Annotated in this window: 19 protein-coding genes; all 19 read right to left on the bottom strand. The window is 30.2% G+C overall.

Translation table 11 applies throughout. The features are described 5' to 3' along the window. Window positions 1-258: hypothetical protein (locus MHZ36_RS04925; protein ID WP_481867123.1), on the bottom strand; the 258-nt coding region annotated here is incomplete at its 3' end. Beyond that, window positions 245-679, bottom strand: a complete 435-nt coding sequence (gene comGD / locus MHZ36_RS04920) for a competence type IV pilus minor pilin ComGD (protein ID WP_239229972.1) — start codon at window positions 677-679, stop codon at window positions 245-247. The genes MHZ36_RS04925 and comGD, both read right to left, overlap by 14 nt. Further along, the gene (comGC, locus tag MHZ36_RS04915) at window positions 669-986 is read right to left on the bottom strand and encodes a competence type IV pilus major pilin ComGC (protein ID WP_239229970.1); all 318 of its coding nucleotides are present in this window, start codon (window positions 984-986) and stop codon (window positions 669-671) included. Before comGC ends, comGD begins: the two co-directional genes overlap by 11 nt. Window positions 987-1,002: 16 nt before the next feature. After that, window positions 1,003-2,061, bottom strand: a complete 1,059-nt coding sequence (gene comGB, locus MHZ36_RS04910) for a competence type IV pilus assembly protein ComGB (protein ID WP_239229968.1) — start codon at window positions 2,059-2,061, stop codon at window positions 1,003-1,005. Then, complete coding sequence (gene comGA / locus MHZ36_RS04905; RefSeq protein WP_239229966.1) at window positions 2,033-3,007, bottom strand: competence type IV pilus ATPase ComGA; 975 nt, start codon at window positions 3,005-3,007, stop codon at window positions 2,033-2,035. The genes comGB and comGA overlap by 29 nt, the downstream gene beginning before the upstream one ends. Before the next feature lie 78 nt (window positions 3,008-3,085). After that, the gene (locus MHZ36_RS04900) at window positions 3,086-3,709 is read right to left on the bottom strand and encodes an MBL fold metallo-hydrolase (protein WP_239229964.1); all 624 of its coding nucleotides are present in this window, start codon (window positions 3,707-3,709) and stop codon (window positions 3,086-3,088) included. A 2-nt stretch (window positions 3,710-3,711) separates the two neighbouring features. After that, entirely contained in the window at window positions 3,712-4,035 is a 324-nt protein-coding gene (locus MHZ36_RS04895) for an MTH1187 family thiamine-binding protein (RefSeq protein ID WP_239229963.1), read from the bottom strand. Beyond that, entirely contained in the window at window positions 4,035-5,021 is a 987-nt protein-coding gene (locus tag MHZ36_RS04890; RefSeq protein WP_239229962.1) for a glucokinase, read from the bottom strand. The genes MHZ36_RS04895 and MHZ36_RS04890 overlap by 1 nt, the downstream gene beginning before the upstream one ends. A 4-nt stretch (window positions 5,022-5,025) precedes the next feature. Further along, window positions 5,026-5,223, bottom strand: a complete 198-nt coding sequence (locus MHZ36_RS04885) for a YqgQ family protein (protein ID WP_239229986.1) — start codon at window positions 5,221-5,223, stop codon at window positions 5,026-5,028. Further along, window positions 5,213-6,667: a rhomboid family protein gene (locus MHZ36_RS04880; protein ID WP_239229961.1), complete on the bottom strand. Its 1,455-nt coding sequence runs from the start codon at window positions 6,665-6,667 to the stop codon at window positions 5,213-5,215. Before MHZ36_RS04880 ends, MHZ36_RS04885 begins: the two co-directional genes overlap by 11 nt. Before the next feature lie 11 nt (window positions 6,668-6,678). After that, complete coding sequence (locus MHZ36_RS04875; RefSeq protein ID WP_239229960.1) at window positions 6,679-7,221, bottom strand: 5-formyltetrahydrofolate cyclo-ligase; 543 nt, start codon at window positions 7,219-7,221, stop codon at window positions 6,679-6,681. Between the two features lie 147 nt (window positions 7,222-7,368). After that, window positions 7,369-7,518, bottom strand: coding sequence for a 50S ribosomal protein L33 (gene rpmG / locus MHZ36_RS04870; protein ID WP_042738581.1), 150 nt, complete (start codon window positions 7,516-7,518; stop codon window positions 7,369-7,371). A gap of 128 nt (window positions 7,519-7,646) precedes the next feature. After that, complete coding sequence (locus MHZ36_RS04865) at window positions 7,647-9,698, bottom strand: peptidoglycan D,D-transpeptidase FtsI family protein (protein WP_239229959.1); 2,052 nt, start codon at window positions 9,696-9,698, stop codon at window positions 7,647-7,649. A gap of 121 nt (window positions 9,699-9,819) precedes the next feature. Beyond that, window positions 9,820-10,419, bottom strand: coding sequence for a superoxide dismutase (locus MHZ36_RS04860; RefSeq protein ID WP_239229958.1), 600 nt, complete (start codon window positions 10,417-10,419; stop codon window positions 9,820-9,822). A gap of 274 nt (window positions 10,420-10,693) precedes the next feature. Next, the gene (locus MHZ36_RS04855) at window positions 10,694-11,107 is read right to left on the bottom strand and encodes a Fur family transcriptional regulator (RefSeq protein WP_239229957.1); all 414 of its coding nucleotides are present in this window, start codon (window positions 11,105-11,107) and stop codon (window positions 10,694-10,696) included. Beyond that, window positions 11,097-11,957 carry a metal ABC transporter permease gene (locus tag MHZ36_RS04850; protein WP_239229955.1) on the bottom strand — a complete coding sequence of 287 codons (861 nt, stop codon included), beginning with the start codon at window positions 11,955-11,957 and terminating at the stop codon, window positions 11,097-11,099. The genes MHZ36_RS04855 and MHZ36_RS04850 overlap by 11 nt, the downstream gene beginning before the upstream one ends. Next, window positions 11,954-12,727, bottom strand: a complete 774-nt coding sequence (locus MHZ36_RS04845; RefSeq protein ID WP_239229954.1) for a metal ABC transporter ATP-binding protein — start codon at window positions 12,725-12,727, stop codon at window positions 11,954-11,956. Before MHZ36_RS04845 ends, MHZ36_RS04850 begins: the two co-directional genes overlap by 4 nt. Before the next feature lie 144 nt (window positions 12,728-12,871). After that, window positions 12,872-13,762 (bottom strand): deoxyribonuclease IV, encoded by an 891-nt coding sequence (locus MHZ36_RS04840; protein ID WP_239229953.1) that lies wholly within the window; start codon window positions 13,760-13,762, stop codon window positions 12,872-12,874. A gap of 8 nt (window positions 13,763-13,770) precedes the next feature. Next, window positions 13,771-15,111: a DEAD/DEAH box helicase gene (locus MHZ36_RS04835; protein WP_239229952.1), complete on the bottom strand. Its 1,341-nt coding sequence runs from the start codon at window positions 15,109-15,111 to the stop codon at window positions 13,771-13,773. Window positions 15,112-15,220: the final 109 nt, after the last annotated feature.

Here is a 15,220-nt window from a genome sequence, read left to right as displayed (position 1 = left end):
ATCAAATATGCAATATGAATATTTATTAAAATTAATTTTAAAACGATGATCAATTGTAAAATTGAAATCTTCTTTTTGATTCTTTAAAGATAATGCTGAAACTAAAATACGTTTCATATTTATTTCATTTTCTTTATGCTTAATTTGATTACTCATGTGATTAACCATTGGAATATATGTAATACATAGACTTGTCATTATCGAAAGAGAAAGCAATGCATCTAGTAATAATGATGATTTTATATTAAGCTTTTTCATATCGAATACGTCCTTTGTCTATATGGCAAATAATTCTATATAATTCATCTTTTATATTTATAAAAAGACTGCCAAATTTACTAGTACTGCCATCTCGTTCAAAAGTAATACGTCTGACATTCGTTCTATAATGTATCTTTCCATCTGCTGGTAACTTTAACCGGCGGAATTCATGATTTTGTTCTACTATTAATATTTCTTCAGATTTAGGACTAATTACAATTGTTATAGGTTGGTTATCTTTTATTGCTTGTGATTTAATATAGTTTAAATGTAATATTAAATCTTTGATTTGATTCTCTGTTGACTCCATATTTAATTTACTAATTGGAATAATTTTAAACTGTATCATTAAAAGCACACTGATTAAAGTAAGCACTAGTAACATTTCTATCAAAGTGTATGCTTTACTAATTAGCAATTGCTTCACCATTACTTAAAGAAATTGTTGCTCCAGATTTACAATGTTTTTGATTTTCTTTTAGGTAACCTTTTTGTATCAAATCATCAATTGAATCAGGTTTTTTATCATACTTAAGCGTATATGATTCAATTTGACTTTCCACCATTTTTAGTTGAGCCTCACAACCTGTTTCTTTCACTGTTTCAGACTGCTTAGATATATTAGGAATGATCAAGATTAACAATAAACTAATAATTAATAAAACAAGCAACATTTCTATCAGTGTAAAAGCGTCTTTTTTGTTGAATTTAAAAATTTTATACATATATATCACCTTCACATTATTTAATTGTTTGCATTAAATCAAACATTGGTAACATTATTATTAAATAAAGTAATACAATTAAACATGCCAGTATACTAAAAATGACTGGCTGAATTATTTTAATCATTAATTGTAATTGATTTTCAATTTTAGAGATAATAATTTCGCTATAAATCCTTAATTCTATTTCTAATTTACCTTGTTTTTCTCCTGCTTTTATAAATTTTATTAACCCTTCCTCAAAACAAGAAAATTTTTCTAATATTTGACTAAGATTAGAACCATGTCGTATACCTTCATTAATTTCACTTGCAATAAAATTCAAATAAGGGTCATCATGCTGTTGTTTATATATTTCTACGATGTTTTGTAAAGTTATTCCATTTTTGTAAAAAAGTGAAAATTCAGTAGCTAATCTATAAGTTTTATAGCGAATAAATAATTTCTTTAAAATAGGTATTGTTAATATAATTTTATGTTTTAGCGATATAGAAGTACGTTGATAAAAAAAGCGCGCTAAAATTATAAAAATTATAGTAGTGATAATAAATATGAAAATAAAAAGAGGTAACTTGAAGATAATTGCAGTAAATAAAGATTGAGTCGTGGATAGTTGCACACCCATGGTGTTATATAATTCATTGAATTCAGGTATAATTGTATTATTCAAAATAATAATTAAAGTAATAAATACAATAAATAAAACGGTTGGATATTGAATAGTTTTCAAAAATTTTTGTTTAGTCTGGTATTTTCTTGTCAGAAAATCCTCAACATTTTTTAGATAGATTGCCAAATCACCAAATAACTCTGCAAAATATACAAGCATAATGATTTGTTTGGGATAGTTCAATATTGTGAATACTTCATAACAATTCGCTCCATTCAATAGAGCATTGGATAATTTATCTTTTGTATTTTTATTGTTTAAATCAAATTGTTCAAATATAAATTCGAAAGATTCGGATAATGTAAAACCATTATCTAATAACATTTGTAATCTTTTCACTAAATCGATTCGTTGAAGTTCATTTAACGGTTTTCTTTTAACTATATCTATCAAGGGTCGCTTCACGTATGACACCTTCCTTTGACATCATTTCTAGCTTATAATTTAAGCTTTCAAAGTTTCTAGGTAAATTATTATTATGTTCAAAGAAATATTTGACGTCATCTGCATTTAATGTTTCATATATCAATAATCTATTTTGATTATTTGTAGTTACAAGGCGTTGATTAATCACAGTTAGTAATGATTGGTGCATCTCTTGTATGCTACATCCCATTTCAATAAGTCTAAGTATTGCACCTTTACAATTACTAGCATGTATTGTTGACAGTACTAAATGACCGCTCAAACTTGCTTGTAAAACACATTTTGCAATTGCTGAGTCTCTAATCTCACCAATTAATATAATATCTGGGTCACACCTTAATATAGCTTTAAACGAAGAAGCATAATTTATCCCTGCCTTTTCATTTATTGAAATTTGAGTAATACCTTTAATTAATGTTTCGACTGGATCTTCTATTGTAATTATATTTAAATTCAAATTATCTTTAGCATATTTGACCAGTTGATACATTAATGTACTCTTTCCCGAACCAGTTGGACCGCTTAATAATATCAATCCCTGATTCTTATTCATTAATTTGTATAATTCTAGTAACTCTGTATTTGGATTCGGCTCTTTAAAATATTGAGGAATAATACGAATCACACAACTTTCTATACCTAAAGATAAAGGCAATGTTGATATGCGTAAATAATATAGTTCCTTATACTTATATAAATATCGACCACTTTGTGCAATATTATGATTTGATACATCAAGTCCAGCCTGATATTTCATAAACGTAAGTAATTTACGATACAAAGTTGGATGAATTGTCTCTATGAATATGAGTTGATCATTTATGCGTAAATTTAAATAAATGTCATTCTCACTAGGAATAAAGTGTATATCTGACGCTTTTCTAACTAACGCCTTACTTAGGATATTGTTAAATAATAATTGCAATAAAAAGTCACCTCCTATACTTATACACGTAGGAGGTGACTTTTTTACTTTTTAAAGTGCTATTAAATTTAAAATTAACTAACCATGCAAGAATGGATTTAATTGTTCATCTGCAACTGTTGTATATTCACCATGTCCGGGGAATAAAGGTAAATCATCATCTAATTCAAATATTTTATCCAAAATTGAATCGACCAATGTTTCATAGTCACCTTTATATAAATCAGTACGTCCTATACCTTGGTTAAAGAGTGTATCACCAACAACTGCAAATTCATTAAATACATACGTTAAACTACCTGGTGAATGACCTGGTGTATGTAATACATTGAATTTAAATTCATCTATATTAAATGTCCCTTCATCAAGTGATAAAGGCTTCGCTTTACTAGTAATGGAAGGTAAACCATATTGTTTAAATGCAGCTGACCCATTTTTATTCACATCCGTTAGGAAATCAAATTCTGACTTATGCATATAAACGGGTACATTATACTTTTCTAGCACATTATCTAAAGCCGCTATATGGTCAAAATGAGCGTGTGTTAACAAAATAGCCTTCAATGGTTTATTAATTTGATTTAGTTTTTTGAATATCAAATCACTATCACCAGCTGGATCAACCATCAGTACATGTTTTTCACTTTCAATAAAATAGCAATTAGTCGAAACTTGGCCTAAAGTCAAACTTGAGATTCTCATGTTTAATGACCTCCATCATTTAAATGCTTTTGAACAGCTGTAACCTTTTCACCCATTTTTCGTGATTTATCTCGACGATCATCGATTCGAATGTTTGTACAAACTCTATCTAATCCTTTATCAAAAGGTAGTTCATGAATTGCTTGCACTACCTCTAAAAGGTCTTTCAAATCTCCTTCAATCAACGTATTCATTGGCGTTAATTGATAATCAATTTTACCAGCAGCTTTATATTCCTTTAGTTTAGATTGAATTTCTGCAATATATTTACTTACACTTGGTCCATCTGTACCAACCGGTATTACAACTACGTCTACAATAGCCATTATTTAACGCCTTCCTTTTCGATTATATAAGTATAAATTAAACCAGCAGCACCAGTAATGCCTGCATCATTACCTAATTGTGCTTGAACAATTTCTGTCCCCTCTTGTGCCGGAGTAAAAGTTAAATTATGATATTCTGTTTTAATGTTCTCAATTAAAATTAAACCAGCTGTTGACATGCCTCCACCTAAAACAATATATTTAGGATTACTTGTAACACTAACGATACTACAAAGGTAAGCAATATAATTAGCAACACGTTCAGTGATAAATATGCAGAATTGATCGCCTGATTTCGCTGCATCAAATACAGCTTTTGCAGTTACTTTGTTATCTTTAATAAGTTGCAAAATTGAAGACTTAAAAGTAAGCTTTGGATAATAAAAATTAACTAAATTAACAACGCCTGTAGCAGATGCAACAGTTTCAATACAACCTGATTTACCACAATTACATTTAAAGCGTTGGTCATGATCTACTCTAAAATGACCAATTTCCGCCCCTGATCCATTATGACCATGGACAATTTCACCATTAGAAATGATACCACCACCAAGGCCAGTTCCTAATGTTATAGCAACAACATCATCTGCACCTTGACCGGCACCTTTATGTTTTTCACCTAAAGCTGCAACATTTGCATCATTATCTACATAAACAGGACAATCAACAAACTGTTGGAAAATTTCTCTCACGTTGACATCTCCATGCCAATATAAATTCACAGCACCGTGTACAATACCAGTTTCAAAATTCACAGGTCCTGGAACACCAATACCAACACCTAAGACATCTGAAAAACTATATTCAGTTTTATCAACTGCATCTACGAATGAATCATAAATGTTTTTCAACAATAAATATCCTGTAGTATCAGTTGTATCAGTATCTATAGACCATTTAGATACGCGATCTAATTTTTCGTCAAAAATACCTAGTTTACAAGTTGTTCCACCAATATCTGCGGCTAATATAATTTTATTCATTTATTTATTCATTCCTTCTCTGATTTATAATTAATCTTGACTTCAAATATTCTTCTTTAGATATCAATTTATATTGAAATAGAGAGTGAATTTCTTGCTCCATCATTTCATACATATCATTTTTATCTTTAAAATAAATAATGAAGCCAAATTTTTTTAATAATTGCTGCACATCGTAAAAAGTAGAGATTTTATGATTCATCATCTTGTTCACTCAATTCTTTATGTAAGTTGATGTAATCATTATTCGATGAGTCAATTTTAAGTGCTTTTTTAATGTATTTCAATGCTTTATCATTATCATCGAGTGAACGATTTGCAATCGCTAACTCATAATTTAAAATTGCTGAGTTTGGAAAATAACTTAAGCCTCTTTCCAAAGCTGCAACACCCTCGGCCTTCGACTCTGTAGTTGCAAGAATCAAACCATTTAAATAGTATGTTTCATCATCCGCATAATGCTTATCTATCGTTTGTTGCACCATTTCTTGAGCTTCTTTATAATTATTTTCTTTCATCTCATTTGCGATAATTGTATTATATATATTATCTTCTTTAATGGTGAAAATTCTAACTTGTGCAGCTATAAATAGGATAAGTATAAGAATAAGTAATATCCAAAAACGATTTCTATTTGCTTTAAAATAATAAGCTATTAATGAAATTAATACGCCACCAATAAATCCACCGATATGCGCAACTATGTTAACGTTATGCATAAACAATGACATACCGATTAATATTACTAAAACAATTAACAACTGACCGATTACTTTACGATTATAACGTTGACTTATATACATAAATGCAAATATTGCGCCAATCAGTCCGAAAATCGCACCACTTGCACCAACAGACACGGTATCAGTATTAAAAGATAACGATGCAAAATTACCGAATAATCCCGAAATAATGTATATAGCAAGCATTCGCCAGTGACCCACAATTGATTCAACTATTTTCCCAAAGATAAATAAACTTAGCATATTCATCAAAATATGTTCAAAATTAAAATGTAAAAATATTGATGTAATTAATCTATACCATTCTCCATGAACAACATTAAAGTGAACTAGACCTCCTACATCTAGCAGTTTAAAATCAGAAAAATGATTCAATATAAGAAACATCAATAACCATATTAATACATTAACTGTTATTAAAGCATAAGTTACAGGTGAAAATTTCACCATATGCTTTTCAATTGGATTACGGTTTAACGCTCTGTTTTTATAAAACGTTTTAGTTTGATTTGTTTGTTTGGTAAAAATCTTTTTCAATGCGAAATTGGGTAATATGTTTTCTAATTGTTTATTGTCTCTTATTATTCTCACTTTAAACTTTGTATTTTCATATTCGTCCAAGTTTTCATCCGTAAATGTTTTGTCGGTTAATATATAGAGTTCATAATTTTTTGGAGTAAATCCTAAAAATGTAACAATATCACTATTGTGTTCTTGGATTCTACTCTTATCAAATCTTACTTCTTGTGCTGAATTTGCACCAAATTTAAAAACGACAATTGATGACTTTTTCTTGTTTACTAACCAAATTTCACTATCATCAGTATTTTGATGTATCACTTGATAGTCAAGATATTTCACCCAAGTATATATACACTTCCAAAAATACTTTTCAGTAATCATTTTTGCCTCCATTATTTAGTTGTAGCTATTATTAACTTATCAACAGGTTGATCATGAGATTCGGGTTTAAATTGATCTAATTGAAAATCATAAATCAAACTAACTGTCGGCTGCTTATTTTGACTAAGGAATTTATCAAAATAACCTCCACCGTAACCAATTCGATAACCCATTTGATTAAATACTACGCCAGGAACTATAAGTAACTCCAATTCATTTGTTAAATCTGTATCTGTTACAACGTGGTTTATCCCCTTTTCATCAGGACCAATATCATTTAAGTTCTGTAAAGATTGGAAAGTCATTGTTTTATTCTGATAATCTGTTTTTGGAACAAAAACTGCTTTACCATCCTTTAACATACTTTCAATCAATTTATATGTATCAAATTCATGGTCCATAGATAAAACAACACCTATTCTTGTAGCCTGTTTGTATTCATCTGTATCAAACAAACGATTCGAGAGTTCAATATCTATAGATTGCTTATTATCATTTATTTTGAATTCATGCATTTCATTTAATTTACTTCGGCGTAATATTTGTTTATCCACTAAAACACCTTCCCCTAATACATACTGTTATTATTATAACGTTAATGAATTATAATGTCATTAAAGTGAATTATTTAAAAGTATAAAATTCTTAATCTGTAAAAAAAATACCAGATTCTTTTAAAAGAATCTGGTTTAAAATAATAATTATTTTGTTTCACGGTGCAATGTATGTTTGTTGTCACGAGCACAGTGTTTTTTCATTTCAATACGTTCAGGATTAGTACGTTTATTTTTTTTAGTAATGTAGTTTCTTTCTCCACATTCTGTGCAAGCAAGTGTTACGTTTACGCGCATGCTAATTCCTCCTTACCTTTTCAAAATACGACCTATTTATCATACCATTTAGTTATAAAATTGAAAAGTATTATTTTTTATTAAAGACGATTATAACAGTGTCTCACTTACTTTAATTGTCTTTATTTTTAATCTTTGTCTTTATTTTTAAAGTAATAATTAATAACATCTCTTCCTAAATCTCCGCCATTTAACCAAGGCTCTGGCACGGGTTGATTAGTGTAGACAATTGAAAATGCAAGTTTAGGATTTTTAGCAGGTGCATAACCAATGTATGTTGAGTTAACCTTTGGTTTACCATCTTGGAATACCTCTGCGGTTCCTGTTTTTCCTGCTGAAGGAACATCAGTGTCTTTAAAACTTTGATATCCGGTACCTTCTTGCTTATTAAACGCCATATAAAAACCATCTTGCACTTCATTCAATTCATTTTGACTGTTATTCACTTTGTTCAGTACAGTACCTTTAATTTTACTCTTAACTGGGCCAAGTGAATCCTTATTAGTCGCTTTTCTTACCTCTAAACCAATATGTGGTTGGATACGATATCCATTATTACCTATTGTTGAAACATATTGTGATAATTGTAAAGGTGTATACGTATCATATTGACCGATTGCTAAATCAAGATAGTTACCAGGGTTATTTGTTAATGGTTCTGTTTGTCCACTTGTTTCGTTTGGTAAATCTATTCCTGTTTTAACACCTAGTCCAACTTGATTTAAACCTTTTCTCAGTTTTTGACCAGCAGTTGAAATATCAGATGGCAATGTCATATTCGGTGTATATGGTGAACCAGCCATTTTTAATGCGGTCTTAAACATATAAACGTTGGATGAATGCATCAATGCTTCTTTATCATTGATTGTTACTTTACCATCTTGGTTAAAGTATGAATGTTTTGATAATCCTCCTGCGAATTTCAAGGGTTCATCTACCATTTCTTCGCCTACATTAATCGCATTATTTTGATAACCTGCTAATAAAGTTCCACCTTTAACTGAGGAACCAACTGCATATTGTGAAGTGAAAGTACCTATATCATAATCAGTTAATTCACCATTTTTATCAATTTGTTTACCAGCCATTGCTAAGATATCTCCGTTATTAGGATTTTGAACAACCATTAAGGCATTATCCATATCTTTCGCACCTTCGCTACGTAATTTTTGAATTTGTTCTTCTAGGTACTTCTCTGTCTTTCTCTGTAAATCAACATCAATACTAAGTACTAAATCATCACCACGAGAACCAGGATTAATTACTTTTGAATCAATGACATCCCCTGATTTATCAGTAGTATACTTCATTTCTTTCTTTTTACCTCTTAAAATATCATCATATTGATACTCTAAATATGATTTACCAACACGATCATTTCTTGAATAACCTTTTGCTAAGTATTTCTCGGTCAATTCTTTAGGGATTCCTTCTTCAGTAGTCGATACATCACCGAATACCCCTCTTAACGTATTTTTATAAGGATATGTACGATCCCAATCTGTTGTAGTATTGACACCTGGTAAATCAGATAATTTTTGTGAAACTGCTGCATATTCTTTATTAGACACATCATCATTTTTAATTGTTTGTGGGTCTAACGTAGATCCAGACATCATTTGTCGATAAATCGCAAGTACTTGTAAGTCCTTCTTAGATAAAGAACTCATTTGTTTTTTACCGATTTTTTTATATAGTGTTTCATTATAATCATCTTGAGAAATACTACCATCATCGAGTAATTGCTGTTCGTTCTTCATCAATTGCTTAGCTTTATCAGGATGTATTTGAATCCAATAATCTTGTTTATCTCGGTCAGTTATTTTATCCGTATCCATTTTTATCAAACCGGATAATGTTTTGGCAGTTTTCAACACTTCTGATTGTGTTGTTTTTCTACCTCGTGTATATGTAATAGCCTTTTTTGACGCATTATCTACTAATACCTTACCGTTTCTATCTAAAATGCGTCCTCTTGGTACAGCTTCATTGATTGTTAGATTTTCACTGTTCTTAATGAGCTGCTTATAATGAGAACCTTGAGCTATTTGCAAATAACCTAACCTTAATACAATTATTGCGAAGATGAATACAATAACACCAAATATAAAGCCAATTCGTTTGTTCATGACATTTCTGATCTTCTCATCGTTCGATTTCTCTTTTAATCTTTTTAACACAATAACATACCTCTATTCAAAAGTTCTCATAATAAATGATATATGAAATTAAAGATTATTTCTATTATTTTACTAAAAAAATGACGACCTTTATAAAGGCCGTCATTAGCGCATACATAAATTATTTTGCAGCGTTATATAACTCGTCAACTTTTTCCCAGTTAACTACGTTCCAGAATGCACTGATATAGTCTGGACGTTTGTTTTGATATTTAAGGTAATATGCATGTTCCCATACATCTAAACCTAAGATAGGTGTTTTACCTTCAGTAATAGGGTTGTCTTGGTTAGGTGTTGTAACGATTTCTAAGTTACCGTTATTAACAACTAGCCATGCCCAACCTGAACCAAAGCGTGCTGCAGCTTGATTAGCAAATTCTTCTTTAAATGCATCTAAAGAACCCCATTGCTCTTTAATCTTATCTACTACAGTACCTTTTTCTTCAGAGTTAGGAGTTAATAATTCCCAGAATAATGAGTGGTTTAAATGTCCACCACCATTATTTCTAACAGCTGTTTGAATGTTTTCTGGTACACTGTCTAAGTTAGCAACAATTTCTTCAATTGATTTAGATTCTAAATCAGTTCCTTCAACTGCTGCGTTTAATTTAGTTACATAAGTGTTGTGGTGTTTACCATGGTGGATTTCCATAGTTTCTTTGTCGATATTAGGTTCCAAAGCATCGAAACCGTAAGGTAAATTTGGTAATTCAAAAGCCATAAATAATCATCCTCCTAATTAATCTTTAAATAAAGCATAACAATTAATACAAATGACAACAATTAATTTGCTTTGAAAGCTAATTATAAATGTCATAGCATGCTATTTGTCATCTTTAGTTACATTATTAAGTATATCTCAAAATGAGAATATTTAAACATGATAAACTAACTAAATTTAAAATTCAAACTAATTCATACTAATGACCTATGTTTTATTGTTCATTTACTTGTATTAATGGAAAAAATGTGTTTTTTTACAACCACCCTGTTATCTATGCACTTTTACAAGACTCACATACGCCATATACTTCTAGTTTATGCGTGTGTATTTCAACATTCGGTAAAAATGATTTAACATAATCAATAGGACAAAAATCAATCACTTTAGTTTCTCCACAAGACTCACAAATAAAATGATGGTGGTGATGGTTCGTACATGCTATTCTAAATTTCATTTCACCATCTAATTCAGTATTTTCAACAATTCCTAATTCTTTAAATAAATGTAAGTTTCTATACACTGTATCAAAAGAGATTCCCGGATACGTATGGTCCATTTGTTTTTGAATATGCTTTGCGTTTATATATTTATCTTCTTTTACAAATATATCCAACATTTCACGTCTTTTATCAGTATATTTATGTCCATTTTTCTTTAAAATACCAATTGCGTCATCAGTTTTCATTTTCAACAGTTCCTTTCATAGATTTCATTTTTAATTTTTGAACTAGCATTGTTATTGCAAGAATTACAACTAGCAACACAACAATTACCCCACCTGGCGAAATATTGATATAAAATGCAAGCACTAATCCACCTAACACAGATATTTCACCAATGATAATACTTAATATTATTAATTGTTTAAATCCTTTTGTTATTCGAATCGAAATTGCTACAGGTAATGTTATCAACGCACTGACTAATAAAATGCCTACCACACGCATTGAAGCCGATATCACCATTGCAACGATAACAATAAATAAAAATTGAATCCATTTTGGTATACCTATGACTTTACTATATTCTTCATCGAATGCGAGTATAAACATTTCTTTATAAAATGAAACAATAAAGACTAAAACAATCACTACTATAGCAACGATTGTTAAGACATCACTTTTCGTAACTGCACTGATAGAACCGAATAATAATCCTACTACTTCTTGATTAAATCCATCGGCAAGTGAAATAAATATTGCACTTAATGCAATACCTGTACTCATTATAATGGGTATCGCAATTTCTTGGTAATTACTATAAGAAGTTCTTAATTTTTCTATTAATACTGCTCCAATAATTGCAAATAGTATACCAAACCAAATAGGATTGATAAATGTCAATATAGGTATCACCGTAATGATAAACATACCAAAGGAAATACCACCTAATGTTACGTGACTTAAGGCATCTGCTATAAGTGATAGCCTTTTAACAACGATAAATGCACCGATTAATGGCGCGATAAATCCTATGAGTAAACCACTTAGTAGAGAATAACGCATAAAGTCAAAATTCATTAATGCTTCAATCATGATGAACAACACTCCCTATTATGCTGGTGATCTACAAATTGAATAGGATGACCATAAATTTTGGAGATTTCTACTTCATCTAAAGATTTAAATTCTTCAGTAGAACCATGGAAGTGAAGATGTTTATTTAAACATGCGACCTCGGTTGCAGTATCTGCAACAACACCAATATCATGTGTGACTAATATGATCGTTACACCTTCTTGTTTTAAACGATGCAATGTTTCATAAAATTCATTTACATGTTTCGCATCTATACCATTTGTCGGCTCATCTAAGATTAATACAGAGGGTTCACTAATTAAAGCGCGTGCGATTAATACACGTTGTTGTTGTCCACCAGACAATTCAGCAATATTTTTATCGATTAAGTTTGAAATGTTCAAACGTTTTAATACAGCTTTTACCTTCGCTTCATCCGATTTATTAAAACGCTGAAATAATTTTTTTCTTTTAGTTAAACCACTTAAAACAACTTCTTTTACGCTTGCAGGGAATCCAGATTTAAATGCTTGTGCCTTTTGAGAGACATAGCTGATTTTTAGCATAGATTGTTTTCCATTATAATCTATGCCATCAACAAAAATTTTACCTTTTTGAATAGGTAACAAACCTAGAATAATTTTTAATAATGTAGACTTCCCTGCTCCGTTAGGTCCGACGATTGCTAAAAATTCGCCTCGGTTAATTTTTATATTGATATTTTCTAATACATGTTTATTGTCAAAATAGTAATCGATATTATTTAATTCAAATACAGGAGTAGACATGTTTTCACCTCGCTCTATACTATACAACGTGTAAAACATTATGTAAATAGTAATGTTTACGAATTAAAAAACTACCTTTACTTATAACTTATGATACGAAGTAAGATACTTTGCATCATTCATTCTTAAAGGTAGTTAGTTTTATTATTCGCTCATTATTTTATTTTTTAAATCAGCATCAAATTTTTGGTTTTTTAGCATTTCAATTTCATGTTTATAAGGAGGTTTTTTATTTTTTTTATCTTCACCAACAAAAGGCGTTTCTAAAATTTTTGGTATATTTTCAAACGTTTTATGATGCACAATATAATTGAGTGCATCAAAACCTATATAACCAAAACCTATATTTTCATGTCTATCTTTATGTGCTCCGATATCATTTTTACTGTCATTCACGTGAACGACTTTAATTCTATCAACGCCAACAATTTTATCAAATTCGTTTAATACGCCATCAAAGTCTTCACGTACATTGTATCCAGCATCATGAGTATGACATGTATCAAAACAAACTGATAACCTTTCATTGTGTTGAACACCGTCGATAATTTTAGCAATTTCCTCAAAACTACGTCCAACTTCGGAACCTTTTCCTGCCATTGTTTCTAAAGCAATTCTTACATCATTATCGTTAGTTAACACTTCATTAAGGCCTTCGATAATTTTCTTAATGCCTACGTCCGCACCTTCGCCCACATGTGAACCAGGATGTAATACAATATCTTTGGCACCTAGTGCTTGAGTTCGTTCAATCTCACTCTGTAAGAATTCTACACCTAACTCAAAAACATGTGGCTTTACCGTATTTGCAATATTTATAATATAAGGTGCATGAACAACGATATTAGATAATCCATTTTCTCGCATTACTTCATGCCCTTTTTCTATATTAAGTTCTTCGATTGGTTTTCTTCTTGTATTTTGAGGTGCGCCAGTATAAATCATGAAAGTAGATTCGCCTAATTTACTTGCTTCTTCTGCAGAACCCTGTAACATTTTTTTACCATTCATAGAAACATGTGAACCTAATAACATTATTTAACTTACCCCTTTCTATTTTTTCTATCTTGTCTTTTCTGTTGTTTACTATGTTGTCTACGTTCTTTTTGTTTTAATTGATCTAAATCACGTTTGAATTTCTTTTTATAACCTGGTTTAACTTTTTTCTTATTTCTTTTCACTTTATATTTTAATTCATTTGTTAAATGGTCATCTTTATTTTTACGAGATTGTCTTGTATTATGCGCTTTTATCGGAGTTAATTCATCATTTTTGATATCAACATTTTCAAAATGATAGCCTTGTTGCTCTATCAAATTAATATTCTCTTCTTCATTTGGACTGTAAAGTGTAATGGCTACACCTTTATAATTACCACGACCTGTTCGTCCTACTCTGTGAGTAAAGAAGTCAATATCATTTGGCACATCAAAGTTTATAACATGACTAACGCCTTCAATGTCAATACCTCTTGATGCTAAATCACTTGCGATAACATATTGGAATTCGAGGTTGCGAATACGTTTCATTTGTTGTTTACGTTCTCTTGGTGTTAACCCACCATGTATCATACCAACTTTAATACCAGATGCGTTTAATTGCCCTGCTAATTCATCCGCACTTTCTCTACTATTACAAAAAACAATACTTAAATAAGGGTTTAATATATCGATTAAACGTAACGTTTTTTCAACTTTATCTTCTCCTTTTGTTGGAATAAGATAAAATTCAATATTTTTTTTATTTTTCTTTGTATTTTCAATCTCTACAAATTCAGGGTTTTCTAGATATTTAGTTAAAAATGGATGTAACGATTTTGGAATTGTTGCACTGAATACTGCAATATTTGCAGACTCATCTAATCTAATTGCAATGTGATCTACTTCTTCCATTAACCCTAAATCTATCATTAAATCAGCTTCATCAATTACCAAATAAGATGCTAAATGTACATGTAAATCTCCATGTTTTGCAAGATCATTGATTCTTGTTGGAGTGCCTATTACCAATTGAGGTTGGTTTTTAGCGCGTTGCTTATCTTTTTCGATATCTGTTCCGCCGATAAATAATTTTACTGATACTTGGTCTTTAAATTTTGCTAAATGACTAGCTACATCAAATAATTGTTGAGCCAACTCTCTTGTAGGTGCAACAACAATTGCTTGTGGTTCATTAATAGAAACATCAATATTATGCAATAGAGGTAATAAAAAGGCATGTGATTTACCAGTACCTGTCTGCGATTGACCTATCAAGTTTGATTGTTTAATAATTTTTGGTATTACACGTGTTTGAATTTCCGTCGGTTGATTGAAATTCAAATCCTTCACAGCATCAATCAGACTTGGTTCTAACTTAAAATTTTCAAATGGGTGATTCGCCATGTCTTGGCCTCCTTAAATCTTCATCTTATCTATTATAAAGCATTAACCTATAATTTTGAACAAAATTAATTAAATAAAGAATTAAACTTCATTTATATTGCTCATGTAT

This window comes from Staphylococcus sp. ACRSN (genome assembly GCF_022346615.1).
Lineage (GTDB): Bacteria > Bacillota > Bacilli > Staphylococcales > Staphylococcaceae > Staphylococcus.
This window is presented reverse-complemented; position numbering and strand designations above follow the sequence as displayed.

Excerpts from the sequence above, each read along its gene's own strand:
- MHZ36_RS04860 (WP_239229958.1), bottom strand. The coding sequence starts at position 10,419 with ATGGCTTTTGAATTACCAAATTTACCTTACGGTTTCGATGCTTTGGAA.
- MHZ36_RS04900 (WP_239229964.1), bottom strand. The coding sequence starts at position 3,709 with ATGAGAATCTCAAGTTTGACTTTAGGCCAAGTTTCGACTAATTGCTAT.
- MHZ36_RS04895 (WP_239229963.1), bottom strand. The coding sequence starts at position 4,035 with ATGGCTATTGTAGACGTAGTTGTAATACCGGTTGGTACAGATGGACCA.
- MHZ36_RS04835 (WP_239229952.1), bottom strand. The coding sequence starts at position 15,111 with ATGGCGAATCACCCATTTGAAAATTTTAAGTTAGAACCAAGTCTGATT.
- rpmG (WP_042738581.1), bottom strand. The coding sequence starts at position 7,518 with ATGCGCGTAAACGTAACACTTGCTTGCACAGAATGTGGAGAAAGAAAC.
- MHZ36_RS04855 (WP_239229957.1), bottom strand. The coding sequence starts at position 11,107 with ATGAAAACTGATGACGCAATTGGTATTTTAAAGAAAAATGGACATAAA.
- MHZ36_RS04890 (WP_239229962.1), bottom strand. The coding sequence starts at position 5,021 with ATGAATAAAATTATATTAGCCGCAGATATTGGTGGAACAACTTGTAAA.
- comGC (WP_239229970.1), bottom strand. The coding sequence starts at position 986 with ATGTATAAAATTTTTAAATTCAACAAAAAAGACGCTTTTACACTGATA.
- MHZ36_RS04850 (WP_239229955.1), bottom strand. The coding sequence starts at position 11,957 with ATGATTGAAGCATTAATGAATTTTGACTTTATGCGTTATTCTCTACTA.
- MHZ36_RS04840 (WP_239229953.1), bottom strand. The coding sequence starts at position 13,762 with ATGTTATTAGGTTCACATGTTTCTATGAATGGTAAAAAAATGTTACAG.
- MHZ36_RS04880 (WP_239229961.1), bottom strand. The coding sequence starts at position 6,667 with ATGATTACTGAAAAGTATTTTTGGAAGTGTATATATACTTGGGTGAAA.
- MHZ36_RS04885 (WP_239229986.1), bottom strand. The coding sequence starts at position 5,223 with ATGAATCATAAAATCTCTACTTTTTACGATGTGCAGCAATTATTAAAA.
- MHZ36_RS04845 (WP_239229954.1), bottom strand. The coding sequence starts at position 12,727 with ATGTCTACTCCTGTATTTGAATTAAATAATATCGATTACTATTTTGAC.